Raw genomic sequence first — 18,701 nt, 5'->3', positions numbered from 1 at the left:
TAAACCTCGAAAATAGTCAACGCCAGGCGGCCCGGCGCGCATGAAAGCGCGGCAAGGGGCAGCCTGAAAAAGGAAAAACGGCGTGGGAACTACAGCGAGGCGGCAGGCGGTCCGCGCACGGGCGGCAGGACGAGGGCGGCGACGGGCGCCAAGGTGGCGGGCGCCATGGCCAGCAGGCGGTACGGCAATAACTGGGGCGGCGGCTCGGTGATGGCCGGTGGCACGGCGATGTCGGCCACCTTGTCGATGACGGTGGCGCACAGCGCGCACTCTTCCGCGTCGAGCGTGGTCTTGTGCAGGTGCGAAGCGGCCGTCGACAGCAGGAGCACGAGGGCCAGCGCACTGAACAGCGCCACGCACAGGCGCCACGGCGTGCGCGCGAGGGCGGACACCGGGTGGTGGGCAGGCTTGCCGTAAGGCTTGCCATAAGGCTTGCGGGTGGGCTGGCGAAAAGACATGGGCGCATAGTAGCAAGAAAATCGCCCCGCTGTCAGCGCTTGTTGCGTCATTTGCGCTACGCCGGCCTGGCAGGATGCCAGTTGATAATGATTTTCACTCCGCCTCTTTCATGCTATCGTTCCGCAGCCCAATTTCCCCGAGTTTCCATGTCTCCACGCCCGATCAAGTGGTTGTTTGCCAAGCTGCACCTGTATGCGGGCCTGTGGTTCGGCGCCCTGTTCGTCTTGCTGGGCTTGACGGGGTCCGCCATCGCCTGGATGCCGGAACTCGACGCCTACCTGAATCCCAACCTGTTGCAGGCCAGCGCACCCGCGCCTGGCCAGGTGTTCCAGGTGACGCCGCGCACGCTGCAAGCGGTGGTGGACCAGCTGACTGCCGACCCCGCTTATGGCAAGCCGAACCAGCTCAATCCGCCCGCCGACGCGCGCGACGTGTACGTGGCCTCGTACCGCCAGGCCGGCAAGCCGTCCGCCTTCAGCCAGTCCATCGTGCGCCAGGTGATGGTCGACCCTTACACCTTGCAAGTGAAGGGCGAGCGCGACTGGGGACGCTTCGGCTTCTCGCGCCCCCTGTTGATGTCGGGCATGTTTCATTTGCACCGCTATCTGCTGTCGGGCGACGTGGGCAAGACCATTACCGGCATTTCCGGCGTGATGCTGCTGCTGATGGCGCTCACCGGCATCTATCTGTGGTGGCCGCGCCTGCAATGGATGGCGATCAGGCGCGCCCTGACGGTGTCGCACGGCGGCTCCTGGCCGCGTTTTAATTATACGTTGCACAAGGCGGCCGGCTTCCTGGCCGCCCCCGTGCTGGCGGTGCTCGCCTTTTCCGGCATCTATTTCAATTTACCGCAATTGATCGTGCCGCTGGTGGAGCTCGTATCGACGGTGCCGGACACGGCAAAATTGAAAAATGTGGCGCGGGATGGCGCCGTGCTCGACGCGGGCCAGGCCATGGCCGCCGCGCAACGGCTGTATCCGCAGGCGCGCGTGTCGCGCATCGTGCTGCCGGCGAAACCGGAGCAGCCGTATGACATCCGCGTACGCCAGCCGGATGAAATCGCCGACGGCGACGGCGCCACGCGCATCACCCTGGACGCGCGCAGCGGCTTGCCCCTGCGCATACGCGACCCGCTGACGGCGCCATCTGGCGAGCGTTTCCTGGGCTGGCAATTCCCCCTGCATTCGGGCCAGGCGTTCGGCGTGGCCGGGCGCGCCTTCATCACGGCCTTCGGCTTGATGCCCTTGCTGTTCCTGCTGACGGGCAGTTTGGTGTGGTGGAAACGGCGGCGCGGCCGGAAATAGGCGGCCGTCAAACCGCTGCGGGGAAAGTTGCTATCATCATAGTATTTTCCGGCGTATCCCGGATTCACCCGCACAAGGACCCGCATGAGCCATCCCGAGATTACCGTAGCAATGTTGAATGAACGCGGCACCGGCCGCCTGCCTGGCCACCTGGGCATCGTCATCACGGCAGTGGGCGACGGCCAGCTGACGGCGGAATTGCCCGTGCTGCCGCACCTGCTGGCGCCGAATGGCTATCTGCACGCGGGCAGCGTGGTGACCCTGGCCGACACGGCGTCCGGCTACGGCTGCATCGTCAACCTGCCCGCAGGCGCGACGAACTTCACCACCATCGAGCTGAAATCGAACCACCTGGGCACGGCCCGCGAAGGCACGCTCACCTGCACGGCGAAAGTCGAGCACAAGGGCCGCAACACGCAAGTGTGGGATGCCGTGGTGAAAAGCAAGGAAACGGGCAAGACGATTGCCCTGTTCCGCTGCACGCAGATGATTCTGTATCCCAAGTAAGACTATATTTTTACCCAGTTACCCTTGTACAAGATTGGTCCCGTCGGTCCGTTCGGATTCGGCGAACCGCCTTTCGGTTCCAGGGTGACGGCCAGCAGGGCCACGTCGCTGCCGATGGCGCGCTGCGACAACGCCAGTTTCACGTTGCCCTTGTCTGCCAGCAAGCCAAGTGAACGGGGGTTGCCGCTCTTCGGCACGGCCCACAGTTCCAGATCGCGATCAGCAGGCACGGGCGCGTTGCCCACCATGCGCACCTCGAGCGCGCCGTGGCGGCTGTCGGCCGTCAGCAGCAGCGCCGTTTGCGCTTTCTCGTCCGTCAGGCTGGCGACATAGCTGATCTGCGGCGCATCCAGCACGCGCGTGGCCACGACGATCACCAGCAAGGCGGCGATGGCGCTCGAAGCCATGCCCAGGCCACGCCAGAACGACAGCGAATCGCGCAACCAGGACCAGCCGCCCTGCGGCGCCAGGTGCAGGCGTTGCTCGATCTGCTGCCACACGCGCTTGGGCGGCGCCACGGGCGTGGCGAATTCGGCCATCGGTTCCAGCCGCTGGCGCCATTCGGCCGTGATATTGCGCAAGTCGGCATCGCTGTGCAGCCAGCCTTCGAAACGCCGTCGCGCGCCGCCTTTCAGGGTGCCCAGCACGTATTCGGACGCCAGCTTCTGGCGCAGCGCGTCATTGCCGCGGATATTCATGATGCCTCCCGTTTCGCCAGGCACGTGCGCAGCCGTTCCAGGCTGCGGCGTATCCACGTCTTCACGGTGCCGATCGGCAGCGACATCTGCTGCGCCACTTCGCTGTGCGACAGGTCGTGATAAAACGCCAGGGCGACCACCTGCCGGTGCAGCCCTTCCAGGGCCGACATGCAAAACGCCAGCGCCTTGGCGTCACCGCTCAGCTGCAGTGATTCGATCGGCGTGGCCTGGGGGTCTCGGAGTGCATTCATGACTTCGCTATCAAACTGTTCGGCATCGATTTCCACGGTATCGTCGCTGCGCCGCAGCACGTCGAACGCCTTGTTGCGCACGATGGTGGCCATCCAGGTCATCGGCGCGGCCAGATGGCTCTGGTAAGCGGCGGCGTTGTTCCAGATGGCGACGAAACCCTCTTGCAAGGCTTCTTCAGCGAGCTCTTGCTTATGCAATATACGCAGCGCAAAGCCAAACAGTTTCGATGAGGTGGCGTTATAGAGCTGGCGGAACGCCGTGGCGTCCTTGTTCCCGGCGGCAAGCAGCCAGGTTTTCAGTTGTTGCGGGTCGAGCGACTGGGCGGCTGGGGACACGGCTGGCCTTCACAAGGTGAGTGGGATCACGCCTGTAAAGGTTATAACAAGTTGGCAACCTTTAGCAACCAGCTTTTGTACGGTGTCAACCGGCGATAGCAGATTCGAGCAGCTTGTGCAGTTCCGCGAATTCCGGCTTGCCCACGTAGCGCTTGAGGATCTTGCCCTGCTTGTCGAGCACGAAGGTGGTGGGCGTGAGGGCCACGTCGCCGTAGGCCTTGGCCGCCTCGCCCGTCACGTCGAGCGCCACCTTGAACGGCAGCTGGCGCGTCTCGGCGAAGTTCAGCACGTAGTTGGCCGGATCGTATTTCATGGCCACGGCCACGAATTCCAGTCCCTGCCCCTTGTACTTGTTGTAGGTGTCGACCATGTCCGGCATTTCCGCCACGCAGGTCGTGCACGAGGTGGCCCAGAAATTGACCATCACCACCTTGCCGCGCAGGCTGTTTGACGTGATTTTCTCGCCATGGATGCCGTGGAACGTCACATCCGGCGCGCTTTGCTTGTCATTCAGCGACAGATAGCCTGCCGCCGCCACGCCCGCCACGAAGACGGCGATCAGGGCTGGCTTGATCCAGGACTTGCTTGCGGAGGGCGAAGTTGACATGGCGAAGTTGAAATGAGTCGCTTGAAAAGCGCGACGATGCGTCCATTATAGACGCATCGTCAGTCCGGCGCCGTAGGCCGGATGGGGGAGAACGCCTACTGCTGTACCGTGTCGCTGACCGTGTTTGTGGTGCGCTGCTGCGGCGGATCGGGCTGCAATTGCTTCAGTTCCGCTTCCGAGATGTAGTCGAACAGCTTGACCACTTTCTGCACGCCGCCCACGCCGCGCGCCACGTCGGCCGCGACCGTGCCTTCGCGCTGGGTCACGCGCCCCATCAGGAAGACGGTGGCGTTTTCCGTGACGACCTTGAACGAGGCCGCCGAGATGGTTTTCATGTCGACCAGGCTGGCCTTGACCTTGGTGGTGATCAGCGCGTCGTTCGAGCGCGAGGTGTAGCTGGCCGGGCCGGCGATGATCAATTCATTGGCCACAGATTCCACGCCTTCGATATTGCGCACTTCGCGCTCGACGGCATTTTTCATCGCCTCGTCGCGCACTTCGCCCGTCAGCAGGACGCGGCGGTTGAAGCTGGTGACGTTCACGTGGCCCACGTCGCCGACGATGGAGGGGATGCGCGACTCGCCTTTCAGGGCGATCGACTTGTCTTCGGTCTGGGCGCCCAGGGTGCGGCGGTCCGCCGCGGCAACACCGCCCATCACGGCGCCGCCGACCATCAATTCGATGCAGCCGGTGAGCGAAGTGAGCATGGCGCCGCACAGGAGTGCGGTGGCCAGCGGGCGTTGTACGCGTTTCCAGCCTGGGCCAGTACCGAATTTAGTCATTCACGTCTCCTCCGAATAGCGCGACGTCGATGCCGTCGCAGATGCAATGTATGGTGGTCAGATGGACTTCCTGGATGCGCGCCGTGCGCTCGGCCGGCACGCAGATATGCACGTCGGCGTCCGTCAGCATCTTGCCGATGGCGCCGCCGTCCTTGCCCGTCAGCGCCACGACGCGCATTTCGCGCTCGAGCGCCGCTTCCACGGCGGCCATCACGTTGGCCGAATTGCCCGACGTGGAGATGGCCAGCAGGATGTCGCCGGCCTGGCCGAAGGCCTGCACCTGCTTCGAGAAGATCTCGCGGTAGCTGTAGTCGTTCGCCACGGCCGTCAGGATGGACGTATCCGTCGTCAGCGCCAGGGCCGGCAGCGGAAAGCGCTCGCGTTCGAAGCGCCCGACCAGCTCGGCTGCGAAATGCTGGCAGTCGGCGGCGGAACCGCCATTGCCGCAGGCGAGGATCTTGTTGCCGTTGGACAATGCATAAAACATCAGGTCGATCGCCTGCGCAATCGGTTGCGCCAGTACGGTGGCGGCCTGGATCTTGAGTTCGGCACTTTCGTGGAAGTGCGAGAGGATGCGTTGATTATTCATAGTCTGCCGATTATAGTGCAGGCGCGCGGCATGGCGGACAAGCACTGTTAAAAATGCTTACATATCGAGGATGTTCTTCAGCCAGCTGATGCGCCCGCCATCGATGGCCAGTGCGTCGAAGCGGCATGGCGGCAGCGTTTTTTGCCCCAGCAGCCAGGTTTGCGCCGCCACCGCCATGCGCCGCTGCTTGGCTGGCGTGATGCTGGCCAGGGCGCCGCCGAACGCGGCGCTGCTGCGTAGCCGCACTTCCACGAAGACGACCGAGGTGCCATCGCGCATGATCAGGTCCAGCTCGCCGCCCTTGCACAGGTAATTGCGTTCCAGCAGCACCAGGCCTTGCAGCAGCAGATACGCGAGCGCATCGTCTTCCCCCTGCCGTCCCCGTTCCCGTTTGTTCCAGAAAGCGAAGGGCGGCATGGCCGTTCCTTATTGTAGCGGCGGCGTGGCCGGCGCGGCCGGCGGCCAGGTGCCCAGCACGCCCTGCTGGTAGGTGGCGGCTTGTTCCGTGCGTTCGAACACGCTTTGATCGTCGTCGAAGCGCACGGCCAGGCGGCCCGTCACGCCATCGAGGGTGAATGGCGCGTTCGGCCGCAGCGCCACTTCGCGCGCCACGCGGAAGGCATCGATGCCCAGCGCGTACAGGCGTTCCATGTCGGGCGTCAGGCGGACGTCGCCCGGCTGCGGCGGCTGCGGATACACCATCACTTGCGGATGGTCGCGCTGCACCTGCCACGGCAAGTCCAGCAGGCGCGCGCCGTCGAGCTCGGGGCCGCTGGCGCCGCGCCCGGCGCCGGGATTCAATGACGAGGTGCCATACAGCGGTAAATCGCTGCCGATGGCCACGCGCAGCTGGCGCGCCTGGTCGGCGTCGAGCGCGGCGAACAGCAGGCCTGGCGGCGTGGCGGCCAGGCGCGCGCGCAGCTGCACCAGCTCGGCGTCGCTCAGGTAGCCATTCGTGGCCGTCAAGTCCATCGTCTCGATCTTGCCGCCCTGGCGCAGCCATTCTTGCTTGAAGGCGGCGCTGATGCGGCGCTGCGAAGGCGAACCGGCCGACAGCACCAGCGCGCTGGCGCCCGGCTGTTCGCTGGCGGCCCAGGCGGCGACCTGGCGCGCTTCCGCCTCGATCGACAGGCCCATCACCAGCAGCTTGGCCGGCAAGCGCGCTTCGCCGCGGTTGTCCGGGTGGTTCAGGGCGATCGTTGGCTTACGCACCAGGTCGCTGTTCGCCACGGCCGTCACGGCCGAGCGCGACAACGGCCCCACGACGACATCCTGTTCCTCTTGTGCTTGCGCAAACTTGTTCAGCACGTCGCCGCTGCCGTCGCCCGTGTCGATCACCGTCACTTCGAAGCCGCTGCGGTCGCGTTCGTATGCGGCCATGAAGCCGGCGCGCAGCAGTTCGGCGGCCGGACCCAGGGACGCCGAGCGCAGCGGCAGCAGCAGGCCGATGTGGTGGACCTTGCCGTCGGACGGCGCCGGCGCCGTGGCGGCCGGCATGTCGAGTGGCGTGCCCGTCGCCTGCTTGGTGTTGATGGGCGCCAGCGGGGCGCCGTTCCCGTCGTATGCGGTGATATCGGGTACGGCCACGGCAAAGGTCACCGGTTCGGGCGCGGGCGGTTTCGGCGGCACGGGCGGTGGCAGCGGCTTCGGTGGCGGCAGCGCCCTTGTGTTAGATTCAATAGGCGCGCACAATTGCCCGGGCGCGTCGCAAGGCGTGCTGCAAGCGCTCAGCATGCCGGTCGCGGCACAAACAAGCAGTAACTTCACACTATTAGCAAGCATTTAACCTCCAAAATGACCGTACAAGAAATCAGTTCCATCGCCAGCCTGCCCATCATGACAGAGGCGGCGCACCAGGTCTATCCTATCGCAACATTGTATATAGTGGCCACGCCGATCGGTAATGTGACCGATATCAGCCTGCGCGCGCTGCATTTGCTGAGCCTTGCCGATGCCGTCGCCTGTGAAGATACGCGCAACACGGCGCACCTGCTGACGCGCTTTGGCTTGAACAAGCCATTGATTGCGGCGCATCAACATAATGAGCGCGAAGTGGCGCAAACCCTGATTGCCCGCCTGCACGCCGGCGAGCGCATCGCCCTCGTCTCCGACGCCGGCACGCCCGCCGTGTCCGACCCGGGCGCGCGCATCGTCGACGCCGTGCGCGCGGCCGGCCTGCGCGTGCTGCCCCTGCCCGGCCCGTCGGCGGCGATCACGGCCATTTCCGCCAGCGGCCTGCTGAATGACCAGTTTTATTTCGTCGGCTTCCTGCCGGCCAAGGCCAAGCAGCGCGAAAACATGCTGCACAGCCTGCGCGGCGTGACGGCCACCATGGTGTTTTACGAGGCGCCACACCGCATCCTCGATTGCGCCACGGCCCTGGCGGCAGCGTTCGAGCCCACGCGCCAGGTGGTGTTCGCGCGCGAACTGACGAAACTGTTCGAGGAAATCCACCGCTGCCCCCTGTCCGAAGCGGAAAGCTGGATCCGTGCCGACGCGCACCGCGAAAAGGGAGAATTCGTCGTCCTGCTCGAAGGCGCCACGGAAGCGCAGGATGCGGAAGAGGTGGAAGCGGAACGCATCCTGAACATTCTATTGGCCGAATGCAGCGTCAAGCAGGCGGCGAATTTGACGGCGCAGATCACGGGCCGCAAGAAGAACGCCCTGTATGAGCGGGCGTTGCAGTTGAAGGGGCAGGAATAAGGAAATCAGGAGGGCGGCTGGATATCCAGCGCCTGTGCCGCCGCGAGCAGCTGTTGCACATGCTCGATCAATTCGTCGACAAAGCCTGCCGTGACATCGAGCTCGCCCTCGTATTCGGCCAGGTTGCGCTTCTTGTGCGCCTGGTTGAACAGCAGCCATTGCTGCGGCGTGAAACCCAGCGTGTGTTCCAGGCTTTGGAAGACGAGATAGCGATTGTCGCTGCGATAACCATGTTGACGCAGCGCGGACAAGGCGGCCGCATGCGCCGCGTTATACGCCTGGTCGAAGCGGCTTTCCAGCGACAGTATCGCCTGCCTGGCATCGTGCAGGCGCACGGTGGCCGAACGCAGCAAGCCGGCCCGTTCGCGCGCGTCCGGTGGCTCAGCTTTGAGCTGGCCGATGCGTGCCAGGTTCGCCAGCGCCGGTGAGCTTGATGAGGTCATCATTGGCTCCTTTGACAAAAATCTTGGGCTGGTCGAGGATGCGCACGGCGAATGACTTGCCCTCGTCTATTCTGTGCCGCCATTCTTCTGGCGTGTACAAGGTTGGGTTGATGCTGCGTCCCAGTTGCTGCTGCGCTGGCTGCAGTGCTGCCAGCAACTGAGTGTTCGATGCCATGCTGCCGATCACCATCAGGTCGATATCGCTGTGCCCCTGTTCCGTTCCCTTGGCCATCGAACCGTACACGAAGGCCAGGTCGATTTCCTGCCAATGCGGTTGCAGCGCGACGCGCAGCACGTCGGCCACGCCAAAGGTTTTCAGCACGATGCTGCGCAGCTCGTCGAATATCGGCGCAGCGTGATTTGCCTGGTAATGTTTTTGATTGCCCACTTTTTTGACGGTTACGAGGGCCGATTTCACCAGCTTGGCCAGTTCGCGTTGCACGGCGCCGGAGCCGATGGCCGCGAAGGCGATGATTTCATTCGCATAGAAAGACCGTTGCGCTTGGCCAAAGAGCAAGGCCAGCACGCGTTGCTGTGTCTTGGAAAACAATGTGTCCGCATAAATACCCATATTGGGCATCTTAGTACCCAATATGGGTATAGTCAAGCATGCCCTCACCACTTGCAGCCGCTATCCTTCTTGTCGAGCAGCATCAGCACGGGCGCCAGCAAGCCTGCGCCGGCATAGGCGGTGCGGCAATCGCCGCGTTTGCCCTGCGCGATGTCGCGCGCCAGCTGGCTTTCCGTTTGCAGCGGCTTGTCGGGGATTTGCCCCACGGCCGTGCCCACCCTGGACGGATCGCGCTCGCCAGCCATCTTGCGCGCCGTCTTCCTGGCCGCTTCCATGTCGAATGTCGGTGTTTCCGGGTTTTCTTGCCTGAAGGTATCGGCACTGGCCGCCGGCGTGGCCGGTGCTGCCGGCACGACCGTGATGGCTTGCGGACCTGGCACGGGCGCCGTGGCCGCCGCCGGCGTTTCCCGGGCCGCGGCGAGTTTCGGCTTGCTGATGGGCTTGGGTTCGCGTTTCGGCTTGACGGCGTCGACGGGCGGCGGTGGCGGGGGAGGCTTGGCGGCCAGCGGACGTATCCACACGGCGATCGATTCCACGCGCGGTGCCGTGTCTGGCCGTGCGGCTGGCTGCACATGGCGCCACAGAGTGATCAAGGCGCCATGCAGCAGCAGGGACACGGCGATGCCCAGCACCATGCCGCGGCCCTTCGGCAGGGGCCGGCCGCCGTCGCTTTTTTCTATCCTGAACTCCATTGCCGTCGTCGCCTTCATGTCTGATCGGGAAAACTTGCCAGGCCAGTGTCGCATATTTCTTGCATGTTGAAAAATACATGAGCCACTATGTCGCGCGTAAATAATTTACACAGAGTTTCACCTGACCCTTGACCGAAGTCGATACGGCCTGTATTATCTTGGTCTTCGGAGTGTGGCGCAGCCCGGTAGCGCACCTGGTTTGGGACCAGGGGGTCCAAGGTTCGAATCCTTGTACTCCGACCAAATTTGTAGAAAAAAACCCAAGAGTTCAGGCTCTTGGGTTTTTTTTCGTCCGTAGCGCCTGCAGCAAAAAGGGGCCGCAGCCCCTTTGCATTTACCCCAGGCGTTTCGCCGCGATGGCGTTGCCGGCGCGGCTGGAACCCTTGCGCCCCAGTTGCTGCGCAATGAACTGCCCCGCGTCCACCACCAGGTCCAGGTCGATGCCGGTGGCGATGCCCAGTCCCTGCATCATGTACAGCACGTCCTCGGTGGCCACGTTGCCGGTGGCGCCCTTGGCGTAGGGGCAGCCGCCCAGGCCGGAGACGGACGAGTGATAGATCGCGATGCCCGTTTCCAGGCTGGCGTAGATGTTCGCCAGCGCCTGTCCATACGTGTCGTGGAAGTGGCCGGACAGGCCTTGCACATGGAAGGCCGCAATCGCGCGCTGCATCACCGCCTGCGTCTTGCGCGGCGTGGCCACGCCGATGGTGTCGGCGATGTCGATCTCGTCGCAACCGAGGTCGCGCATGCGGCCCACCACGTCGGCCACGGCGTCCAGCGGCACTTCTCCCTGGTAGGGACAGCCGAAGGCGCAGCTGATGCTGCCGCGCAGGCGCAGGCCATGTTCCTTGGCCGCCTTGGCCACGCCTTCGAAGCGGGCGATCGATTCGGCGATCGAGCAGTTGATGTTCTTTTGCGAGAACGCCTCGGACGCGGAGCCGAAGATCACCACTTCGTCGGCCTGCGCCGCCAGGGCCGCCTCGAAACCCTGCATGTTCGGCGTCAGCGCTGAATATATCGTGCCGGGGCGGCGCGCGATTTTCTCCATCACTTCCGCGCTGGTGGCCATTTGCGGCACCCATTTCGGCGACACGAACGACGCCGCCTCGATGTTGGCGAAGCCGGCCAGGGTCAGGCGGTCGACCAGTTCGATCTTGACGGCGGCGCTGATGGTGTCCTTCTCGTTTTGCAGGCCGTCGCGCGGACCCACTTCGACGATCTTGACCTGCTTGGGCAGACTGGTAGTAGGGTTCATTTCAATATCCTTGCGAACGGTTGACGATGCCGGCGACCACTTCTCCGGCGTGCAGGCGGCGCATCTTGGCGGCGATCTGCGCCACGCTTTCGCGGCGCAGGGTGGCCGCCGAAATATGCGGCGTGATGGTGATGCGCGGTTCTTGCCAGAACGGGTGCTGCAGCGGCAGCGGCTCGTTGCGGAACACGTCCAGTGTCGCTCCGGCGATATGCCCGGAGCGGATCAGGGTCAGCAGATCCGGTTCGGCGATATGCGCGCCGCGCGCCACGTTGATGACGTAGGCGCCCGGCAGCAGCATGGACAGGCGCGCGCGGTCGAGCAGGTTGTGCGTGTCGGGCGTCAGCGGCAGCATGCACACCAGCAGGCGCGTGCCGCGCAGGAATGCTTCGAGTTCCTCCTCGCCCGCGTAGCATTGCACGCCGTCGAGCTGCTTGCGGCCGCGGCTCCAGCCGCGCAGCGGGAATTCAAACTGCGCCAGCGCCTGCAGCACGCGCGTGCCCAGCACTCCCATGCCCAGCACGCCGACGGGAAAATCCGCCTTGTCGAACGCGGGCAGCGGCTGCCAGATGCCGGCCCTTCCCTGCGCCTCGTAGTCGTCGAAACGGCGGAAGTGGCGCAGCACTGCATGGCTCACATACTCGGCCATCTGCACGCCCATGCCCGCGTCGTCCAGGCGCACCAGCGGCACGTGCGCGGGCAGCGCCTCGCCGAATTTCAATAGCGCGTCGACGCCGGCGCCCGTGTTGAAGATGGCGTTGACCTTGGCCAGTTCGGGCAGCATGGCGGCGGGCGGCTGCCACACGACGGCGTAGTCGCATGGCGCCACGGTGTCGCCTTCGCGCCAGAAATGGATGTCGGCTTCGGGCAGCAAGTCGCGGAAGTCGCTGATCCACGCCGCTTCCTTGCCGTCCGAACGTTGTAAAAGGATGCGCATCGTGCCAGCCTCTATGCGGCAGCCTTGAAGGCCAGCAGCGGCGCGCCATCGGCCACCTGGTCGCCGACCGCGTACAGCACGTCTTCCACCAGGCCGTCGTGTGGCGCGGCGATCGTGTGCTCCATCTTCATCGCTTCCATGATGACCAGAGGCTCGCCCTTCTTGACGTCCTGGCCCTTGTTGACCAGCACGGCGACAACCTTGCCCGGCATCGGCGCCGTCAGGCGCCCGCCTTCCGCTTCCACCTCGCCCGCATGCGCCATCGGGTCGCTGTAATGCAGCGTATGATGCAAGCCCTTGCTGAACACGTGGAACTGTTCGCCATCGCGCAGCACCGTGCCGTGCACGGCACGTTCGCCCAGCTTGATGTGCAGCTCTCCGTCCTTGCGCGCCGTCAGGCTCAAGGGCTGGCCGTTGAACAGCCAGCCATCGGTCTGGTAGGCGATGCGCGCGGCATAGGCCCCGCTGTCGCCAGCCTGCGTAAATTCGTCGGCAAACGCCAGCGTGCGTCCCAGGGTGCTGTTCAAGCGCCAGCCCAGGGCGTTGCCCCACGGGTCGGCGCGGTGGGCCGACTGCGTTTCGGCCGCCGTTTTTTCTTCCAGCAGCAGGGCGACGGACGCCAGCGCCAGGGCCGTGTCGGGCGCCGCCTGCAAGGCGGGAAACAGCGACGCTTGATTGCGCTCGATCAGACCCGTGTCGAGGTCCGCGCTGGCGAATGCCTGGCCTTCGACCAGGCGTTTCAGGAAGGCGATATTGCTGGCCAGGCCCACGATCTGGTATTCCGCCAGCGCTTGCGCCATGCGCGCCAGCGCTTCGCGGCGATCCGCGCCCCAGACGATCAGCTTGGCGATCATCGGGTCGTAGAACGGCGAGATGGCGTCGCCTTCGCGCACGCCCGAATCGATGCGTACGGCGGCGGGCACCACCGCACCGCCCAGCTCGAACGTGACGGCCGACGGCGACTGCATGTGGCGCAGGGTGCCGATCGACGGCAGGAAGCCCTTTTCCGGATTTTCCGCGTAGATGCGCGCTTCGATGGCGTGGCCATGGATGGTCAATTCGCTCTGTTTTTTCGGCAGCGGCTCGCCAAAGGCGACGCGCAACTGCCATTCCACCAGGTCGGTGCCCGTGATCATTTCTGTCACCGGGTGCTCGACCTGCAGGCGCGTGTTCATCTCCATGAAGTAGAACGAACCATCCTGGTTGGCGATGAATTCCACCGTGCCCGCGCCCACGTAGCCGACGGCCTTGGCGGCGGCGACGGCCGCCTCGCCCATGGCCGCGCGGCGCTCCGCAGGCATGCCCGGCGCCGGCGCTTCTTCCAGCACCTTCTGGTGGCGTCGCTGCACCGAGCAATCGCGCTCGAACAGATAAATGCAGTTGCCGAGCGTGTCGGCGAACACCTGGATTTCGATATGCCGCGGGCGTGACAGGTATTTTTCCGCCAGCACCTTGTCGTCGCCGAAAGAGCTGATCGCTTCCCGTTTGCACGAGGCCAGCGCGGCCTTGAAGTCGGCGCTGTTGTCGATGACGCGCATGCCCTTGCCGCCGCCGCCGGCGGAGGCCTTCAGCAGGACGGGGTAGCCGATCTTGTCGGCCTGTCCGTGCAAAAAGTCCGCATCCTGATTCTCGCCGTGGTAGCCGGGCACCAGCGGCACGTTGGCCTTTTCCATCAGCGACTTGGCGGCCGACTTGGAGCCCATGGCGCGCATGGCGGACGCCGGCGGGCCGATGAAGACCAGGCCCGCATTGGCGCAGGCGTCGGCGAAGTCGGCGTTTTCGGACAGGAAGCCGTAGCCGGGGTGGATCGCCTGCGCGCCAGTGGCCAGCGCCACGGCGATGATCTTGTCGCCGCACAGATAGCTTTCCTTGGCCGGCGCGGGGCCGATCAGGACGGCTTCGTCGCATACGGCGACGTGCTTGGCGTTGGCGTCCGCTTCCGAATACACGGCGACGGTCTGGATGCCCATGCGGCGCGCGGTAGCGGCGACACGGCAAGCGATTTCGCCGCGGTTGGCGATCAGGATTTTAGTGAACATGGTCTCTCTCTTTGCAGCTCGTGGCTGGAAGTTTTTTTTGGGGGTCTGACCCGACAGGTCAGACCCCAGCCTTCTTTTGTGTAAGCTGCGGCTATTGCTGGATCAGCAGCCGCACTTCTCTTTCTGCACCGATTCCAGCATGGCGCCGCGCGTCTGCAAGCCCAGTTTGCCCAGCAAGGTACGGTCGTCTTCCGCTTCCGGATTGTCGGTGGTGAGCAGCTTGTCGCCGTAGAAGATGGAATTGGCGCCCGCCAGGAAGCACATCGCTTGCACGGCTTCGCCCATCTGGCGCCGGCCCGCCGACAAGCGCACGCGCGCCTTCGGCATGGTGATGCGGGCCACGGCGATGGTGCGCACGAATTCGAACGGGTCCAGCGCTTCCAGGCCATACAAAGGCGTGCCTTCCACCTGCACCAGGTGGTTGACGGGCACCGATTCCGGATACGGATTCAAATTGGCCAGCTGGGCGATCAGGCCCGCGCGCTGCAATCGCGTCTCGCCCATGCCGACGATGCCGCCGCAGCATACTTTCAAGCCCGCTTCGCGCACGCGGCCCAGGGTGTCCAGGCGGTCCTGGTATTCGCGCGTCGAGATGACGTTGTCGTAGAACTCGGGCGCTGTATCGAGATTATGGTTGTAGAAGTCGAGGCCCGCGTTTTTCAGGCGGTCCGCTTGTCCCTCTTCCAGCATGCCCAGGGTGGCGCAGGTTTCCAGGCCCAGCGCTTTTACTTTGCTGACCATTTCTTCGACTTTGTCCATGTCGCGGTCCTTCGGGCCGCGCCAGGCGGCGCCCATGCAGAAGCGCGTGGCGCCGTTGGCTTTCGCCTGGCGCGCCGCATCGAGCACCGTGTCGATGTCGAGGATTTTTTTCGCTTCCACGCCCGTGTCGTAGCGGGCCGCCTGCGGGCAGTAGCCGCAGTCTTCCTCGCAGCCGCCCGTCTTGATCGACAACAGGGTCGCCAGTTCCACGTCGCCATCGGGGAAGTTGGCGCGGTGGGTTTGCTGGGCCTGGAACATCAGGTCATTGAACGGCAGGTCGAACAGGGCCAGCACATCGGCGACGGGCCAGGTGGCCGCTTCCGGCACGGTGATGCGCGCCGCAGGGCGGTGCAGTTCGACGGTTTTTGCTGCTTCTTGGACGTGAGACATGTGATTCCTTCGTTTCTATTTTTGAGTTCGTTTAATTGTTTGGTTTATGTGTTCGATTGCTGCGCCGGCCAGTTGGGCAAGCCGGTGAAATCGAGATACGCCGCCGCCGCTGCGGCAGTGGGCTGCGCCAGGCGCGGCACCCTGCCCAGCAGCGGCGCCGGGATACGCTCGATCAGCGCATCGATATTTTCGTCGAGGAAGCGCATTTCCACTTCCAGCGTGTTGGCGACCCAGCCGATCACCGTCAGGCCGCGCGCTTCGATCGCTTCCACCGTCAGCAAGGCCTGGCTGATGCAGCCCAGGCGCATGCCGACCACCAGGATCACGGGCAGATCGAGCTGCTGCGCCAGGTCGGCCGAATCGAAACCGGGCGACAGCGGCACGCGAAATCCGCCCACGCCTTCGACCACGACGGCGTCCGAGGCGGCGGCGATTTCCAGGTAGGCGGCCAGGATGGGCACCGACTCGATGCTGACGCCTTCGAGGGCGGCGGCGATGTGCGGCGCGGCCGGCTCCTTCAGCATGTAGGGCGTCGTCAGGCTGCGCAGCATGGTGACGTTGCCGGCGGCGATCAGGCTGTCGGCGTCTTCATTATGCAGTTCGCCGTCGCGCATCTCGGCGCCGGCGGCGACAGGCTTCATGCCGCAGGCGCGCACGCCGCGCGCGACCAGCGCGTGCAGCAGGGCCGACGAGGTCAAGGTCTTGCCGATTTCCGTGTCGGTGCCGGTGACGAAACAGGCAAAGCGCGATGGCAGGGCTGCGATGGCCGGAGCCGGCTGCACGGCCGGCGCCAGGTCCGCCAGCACTTCCGCCACGATAGGGTCATCAAGGCTCATGGCGTGTCCTTTCCAGGGTGTTGACTGCGTTGATCAATTGCGCCACTTCCTGCGCCGTATGGCCGGCCGACAGGGTCACGCGCAGGCGCGCCGTGCCCACAGGCACGGTGGGCGGGCGGATGGCGCCGACCCACAGGCCCTGTTCGTACAGGGTGGCGGCGATGGCCAGCATGTCCGCGTTTTCGCCGATGATGACGGGCTGGATGGCGGAGAGCGAAGGCAAGGCTTGCCAGCGTTGCAGCTGCAGCCCGTCGTTCCATTGCGCCACCAGCGCCGCCAGGTGGGCGCGGCGCTGCCGGCCTTCGTCGCCGGCGATGATGTCCAGGCTGGCCAGCAGCGCATGCGCGAGCGCGGGCGCGGCGGCCGTGGTGAAGATGTAGGGGCGCGCCTTCTGGATCAGGGTCTCGATCACGGCTTCGTGCGCGCAAACAAAGGCGCCGCCCACGCCGGCCGATTTGCCCAGGGTGCCCACGTACACGAGGTGCGGCGAATGCAGGTCGAAGTGTTCCAGCGCGCCACGGCCATAGTCTCCCAGCGCGCCGAAACCGTGTGCGTCGTCGACCACCAGCCAGGCGCCGTGCCGCTCGCACAGGGCCAGCAGCGCGGGCAGCGGCGCCAGGTCGCCATCCATGCTGAAGACGCTGTCGGTGACGACGATTTTCGTTTGTGCCGTGCTGGCCGCCAGCAGGGCCGCCAGGGCATCGAGGTCGGCGTGCGGATATACGCGCGTCCTGACGCGGGCCAGGCGCGTGCCGTCGATCAGCGAGGCGTGGTTCAGCGCTTCCGAAAAAATCTCCGCGTCCGCATCGCCCGCCGACAGGGCCGTCAACACGGCCAGGTTGGCCATGTAGCCGGTGCAAAAATACAGGGCGCGCGCCGCTTCCAGGTTGGCGCCAACGAAAGTCGCCAGGCGTTCTTCCAGCTGCGCGTGGGCGCGGCTGTGACCGCTGATCAGGTGCGAGGCGCCGCTGCCGGCGCCATACAGGTCGGCGCCCTCTTGCAGTGCGGCGACGATGCGCGGATGTGACGCCAGGCCCAGGTAGTCATTGCTGCAAAAGGCCAGCATGGCGCGGCCATCGACCGTCAGGCGCGGCGCGCATGGCGTGTCGACGGTGCGGCGGCGGCGGATCAGGCTGCGTTCTTCGAGTCCCTGCAACTGCTGTTGTAAGCGCGCGATCAGTTCCATCTCAGGCCCCGATCACATGATTGAAGACGGCCAGGGTCTGCTGGCCCAGGCCCGCGATTTCCGCGTCGTCGAGGATGTACGGCGGCATCAGGTAGACGGTGGAACCGATGGGGCGCATCAATAGTTCATGTTCCAGCGCCGTGCTGAAGAAGCGGCGCGAGAAGTCGGGCGCCGCGTCGACGGCGTCAAACGCCCAGATCATGCCCTGCTGGCGGAAGTGCGTGACTTTGCCATGCTGCGCCAGCGGCGCCAGCGCTTGCGTGATCTTCGCGGCGCGCACGCGGTTGGCCGCCAGCACGTCGTCTTCCTCGAAGATGGCCAGGGTCGCCAGCGCGGCGCGGCAGGCCAGCGGGTTGCCCGTGTACGAGTGCGAATGCAAAAAGCCGCGGCGCACGTCGGTGCTGTAGAAGGCTTGGTAGATGTCATCGCGCGTCATCACCAGCGATAAAGGCAGGTAGCCGCCGCTGATGCCCTTCGACAGGCAGACGAAGTCGGGCCAGACGCCGGCCTGTTCGCAGGCAAAGAAAGTGCCCGTGCGGCCGCAGCCGACGGCGATTTCGTCGAGGATCAGGTGCACCTGGTAGCGGTCGCACAGGGCGCGCACCAGCGACAGGTACAGCGGGTCGTGCATGGCCATGCCGGTGGCGCATTGGACCAATGGTTCGATGATGATGGCGGCAATCTTGTCGGCCTTCTGCTGGAACAGCTGTTCCACTTCAAAGGCGGCGCGGCGCGCCACGTCCTGGGCGGACTCGCCCTCGGCCGCCTGGCGGAAGTCGGGCGACATCACCGTCGTTGATGCGCGCAGCAAGGGGCCGTAGGCGTCCTTGAACAGGGCGACGTCGGTGACGGCCAGCGCGCCGATGGTTTCGCCGTGGTAGCTGCCCTTCAGGCAGACGAATTCCTGCTTGTCACTCTTGCCGCTGTTGCGCCAGGCGTGAAAACTCATTTTCAGGGCGATTTCCACGGCCGACGCCCCGTCGGACGCGTAAAAGCTGTGACCGAGCACGCCGCCCGTCAAGGCGGAGAGTTTTTCCGACAGTTCGATCACCGGTTCATGCGTGAAACCGGCCAGCATCGCGTGTTCCAGGCGGTCCAGCTGGTCCTTGAGTTCCGCGTTGATGCGCGGATTGGCGTGGCCGAACAGGTTCACCCACCAGGAGCTGATGGCGTCCAGGTAGCGTCGGCCTTCGTGGTCATACAGCCAGGCGCCGCGGCCGTGGCTGACGGGGATGAGGGGAACCGTCTCGTGATGCTGCATCTGTGTGCAAGGGTGCCACACGCTGCGCAGACTGCGTTCGACCCAGCCCGATTGTTTTTCTGCTTTCAAAACTGCTCCAATGATATTCTTAGTCCATGA

Annotated in this window: 21 protein-coding genes and 1 tRNA gene; 4 read left to right on the top strand and 18 right to left on the bottom strand. The window is 64.8% G+C overall.

Translation table 11 applies throughout. The features are described 5' to 3' along the window. Nucleotides 1-89: 89 nt before the first annotated feature. Nucleotides 90-458: a hypothetical protein gene (locus tag J0O65_RS26925; protein WP_215410187.1), complete on the bottom strand. Its 369-nt coding sequence runs from the start codon at nucleotides 456-458 to the stop codon at nucleotides 90-92. A 147-nt stretch (nucleotides 459-605) separates the two neighbouring features. On the opposite strand from J0O65_RS26925, the gene J0O65_RS26920 reads away from it, so the two are divergent. Further along, the gene (locus J0O65_RS26920) at nucleotides 606-1,763 is read left to right on the top strand and encodes a PepSY-associated TM helix domain-containing protein (RefSeq protein WP_215410186.1); all 1,158 of its coding nucleotides are present in this window, start codon (nucleotides 606-608) and stop codon (nucleotides 1,761-1,763) included. Between the two features lie 84 nt (nucleotides 1,764-1,847). Next, nucleotides 1,848-2,270, top strand: a complete 423-nt coding sequence (locus J0O65_RS26915; RefSeq protein ID WP_215410185.1) for a PaaI family thioesterase — start codon at nucleotides 1,848-1,850, stop codon at nucleotides 2,268-2,270. Nucleotides 2,271-2,272: 2 nt separating this feature from the next. On the opposite strand, the gene J0O65_RS26910 is transcribed toward J0O65_RS26915, so the two are convergent. The 7 genes from J0O65_RS26910 to J0O65_RS26880 form a co-directional block, all read right to left on the bottom strand. Next, entirely contained in the window at nucleotides 2,273-2,968 is a 696-nt protein-coding gene (locus J0O65_RS26910; protein WP_215410184.1) for an anti-sigma factor, read from the bottom strand. Beyond that, on the bottom strand, nucleotides 2,965-3,555 hold the full coding sequence (locus tag J0O65_RS26905; RefSeq protein ID WP_152251455.1) for a sigma-70 family RNA polymerase sigma factor: 591 nt from the start codon (nucleotides 3,553-3,555) through the stop codon (nucleotides 2,965-2,967). Before J0O65_RS26905 ends, J0O65_RS26910 begins: the two co-directional genes overlap by 4 nt. Nucleotides 3,556-3,640: 85 nt before the next feature. Further along, entirely contained in the window at nucleotides 3,641-4,162 is a 522-nt protein-coding gene (locus J0O65_RS26900; RefSeq protein ID WP_215410183.1) for a peroxiredoxin family protein, read from the bottom strand. A 95-nt stretch (nucleotides 4,163-4,257) separates the two neighbouring features. Next, nucleotides 4,258-4,944 (bottom strand): BON domain-containing protein, encoded by a 687-nt coding sequence (locus J0O65_RS26895; RefSeq protein WP_215410182.1) that lies wholly within the window; start codon nucleotides 4,942-4,944, stop codon nucleotides 4,258-4,260. Next, complete coding sequence (locus J0O65_RS26890; protein WP_034752465.1) at nucleotides 4,937-5,533, bottom strand: phosphoheptose isomerase; 597 nt, start codon at nucleotides 5,531-5,533, stop codon at nucleotides 4,937-4,939. The genes J0O65_RS26895 and J0O65_RS26890 overlap by 8 nt, the downstream gene beginning before the upstream one ends. Nucleotides 5,534-5,590: 57 nt before the next feature. Continuing rightward, nucleotides 5,591-5,950: a YraN family protein gene (locus tag J0O65_RS26885; RefSeq protein ID WP_215410181.1), complete on the bottom strand. Its 360-nt coding sequence runs from the start codon at nucleotides 5,948-5,950 to the stop codon at nucleotides 5,591-5,593. 9 nt (nucleotides 5,951-5,959) lie between these two features. After that, nucleotides 5,960-7,162 (bottom strand): penicillin-binding protein activator, encoded by a 1,203-nt coding sequence (locus J0O65_RS26880; RefSeq protein ID WP_215410180.1) that lies wholly within the window; start codon nucleotides 7,160-7,162, stop codon nucleotides 5,960-5,962. A 165-nt stretch (nucleotides 7,163-7,327) separates the two neighbouring features. Here J0O65_RS26880 and rsmI point away from each other — a divergent pair, with 165 nt between their 5' ends. After that, on the top strand, nucleotides 7,328-8,236 hold the full coding sequence (gene rsmI, locus J0O65_RS26875) for a 16S rRNA (cytidine(1402)-2'-O)-methyltransferase (protein ID WP_215410179.1): 909 nt from the start codon (nucleotides 7,328-7,330) through the stop codon (nucleotides 8,234-8,236). Nucleotides 8,237-8,241: 5 nt separating this feature from the next. Here rsmI and J0O65_RS26870 read toward each other — a convergent pair whose 3' ends face one another. Genes J0O65_RS26870 through J0O65_RS26860 form a run of 3 tightly spaced genes read right to left on the bottom strand, consistent with a single transcriptional unit; the run spans nucleotide 8,242 to nucleotide 9,960 of the window. Continuing rightward, entirely contained in the window at nucleotides 8,242-8,679 is a 438-nt protein-coding gene (locus tag J0O65_RS26870) for a hypothetical protein (RefSeq protein WP_215410178.1), read from the bottom strand. Continuing rightward, a complete protein-coding gene (locus J0O65_RS26865; RefSeq protein ID WP_215410177.1) occupies nucleotides 8,618-9,250 on the bottom strand; it encodes a nucleotidyltransferase domain-containing protein in 633 nt (210 codons plus the stop codon). The genes J0O65_RS26870 and J0O65_RS26865 overlap by 62 nt, the downstream gene beginning before the upstream one ends. Before the next feature lie 44 nt (nucleotides 9,251-9,294). Next, a complete protein-coding gene (locus J0O65_RS26860; protein ID WP_215410176.1) occupies nucleotides 9,295-9,960 on the bottom strand; it encodes a hypothetical protein in 666 nt (221 codons plus the stop codon). A gap of 148 nt (nucleotides 9,961-10,108) precedes the next feature. Here J0O65_RS26860 and J0O65_RS26855 point away from each other — a divergent pair. Beyond that, nucleotides 10,109-10,185: transfer RNA gene (locus J0O65_RS26855), tRNA-Pro, on the top strand. 91 nt (nucleotides 10,186-10,276) lie between these two features. Here the strand turns inward: J0O65_RS26855 and J0O65_RS26850 are convergent. From J0O65_RS26850 to bioA, 7 genes are all read right to left on the bottom strand, one after another. After that, nucleotides 10,277-11,197 (bottom strand): hydroxymethylglutaryl-CoA lyase, encoded by a 921-nt coding sequence (locus J0O65_RS26850; RefSeq protein WP_215410175.1) that lies wholly within the window; start codon nucleotides 11,195-11,197, stop codon nucleotides 10,277-10,279. A 1-nt stretch (nucleotide 11,198) separates the two neighbouring features. After that, entirely contained in the window at nucleotides 11,199-12,131 is a 933-nt protein-coding gene (locus tag J0O65_RS26845) for a 2-hydroxyacid dehydrogenase (protein WP_215410174.1), read from the bottom strand. An 11-nt stretch (nucleotides 12,132-12,142) separates the two neighbouring features. Beyond that, a complete protein-coding gene (locus J0O65_RS26840) occupies nucleotides 12,143-14,170 on the bottom strand; it encodes an acetyl/propionyl/methylcrotonyl-CoA carboxylase subunit alpha (protein ID WP_215410173.1) in 2,028 nt (675 codons plus the stop codon). A 102-nt stretch (nucleotides 14,171-14,272) separates the two neighbouring features. Next, the gene (gene bioB / locus J0O65_RS26835; protein ID WP_215410172.1) at nucleotides 14,273-15,319 is read right to left on the bottom strand and encodes a biotin synthase BioB; all 1,047 of its coding nucleotides are present in this window, start codon (nucleotides 15,317-15,319) and stop codon (nucleotides 14,273-14,275) included. A 44-nt stretch (nucleotides 15,320-15,363) separates the two neighbouring features. Next, a complete protein-coding gene (gene bioD, locus J0O65_RS26830) occupies nucleotides 15,364-16,155 on the bottom strand; it encodes a dethiobiotin synthase (protein ID WP_215410171.1) in 792 nt (263 codons plus the stop codon). Beyond that, the gene (gene bioF, locus J0O65_RS26825) at nucleotides 16,145-17,341 is read right to left on the bottom strand and encodes an 8-amino-7-oxononanoate synthase (protein WP_215410170.1); all 1,197 of its coding nucleotides are present in this window, start codon (nucleotides 17,339-17,341) and stop codon (nucleotides 16,145-16,147) included. Before bioF ends, bioD begins: the two co-directional genes overlap by 11 nt. Before the next feature lies 1 nt (nucleotide 17,342). Beyond that, on the bottom strand, nucleotides 17,343-18,671 hold the full coding sequence (bioA, locus tag J0O65_RS26820) for an adenosylmethionine--8-amino-7-oxononanoate transaminase (protein WP_215410169.1): 1,329 nt from the start codon (nucleotides 18,669-18,671) through the stop codon (nucleotides 17,343-17,345). Nucleotides 18,672-18,701 lie beyond the last annotated feature (30 nt).

Origin of the sequence: Janthinobacterium sp. JC611 (genome assembly GCF_018682595.1) — a bacterium.
Taxonomy (GTDB): domain Bacteria; phylum Pseudomonadota; class Gammaproteobacteria; order Burkholderiales; family Burkholderiaceae_D; genus Janthinobacterium.
This window is presented reverse-complemented; position numbering and strand designations above follow the sequence as displayed.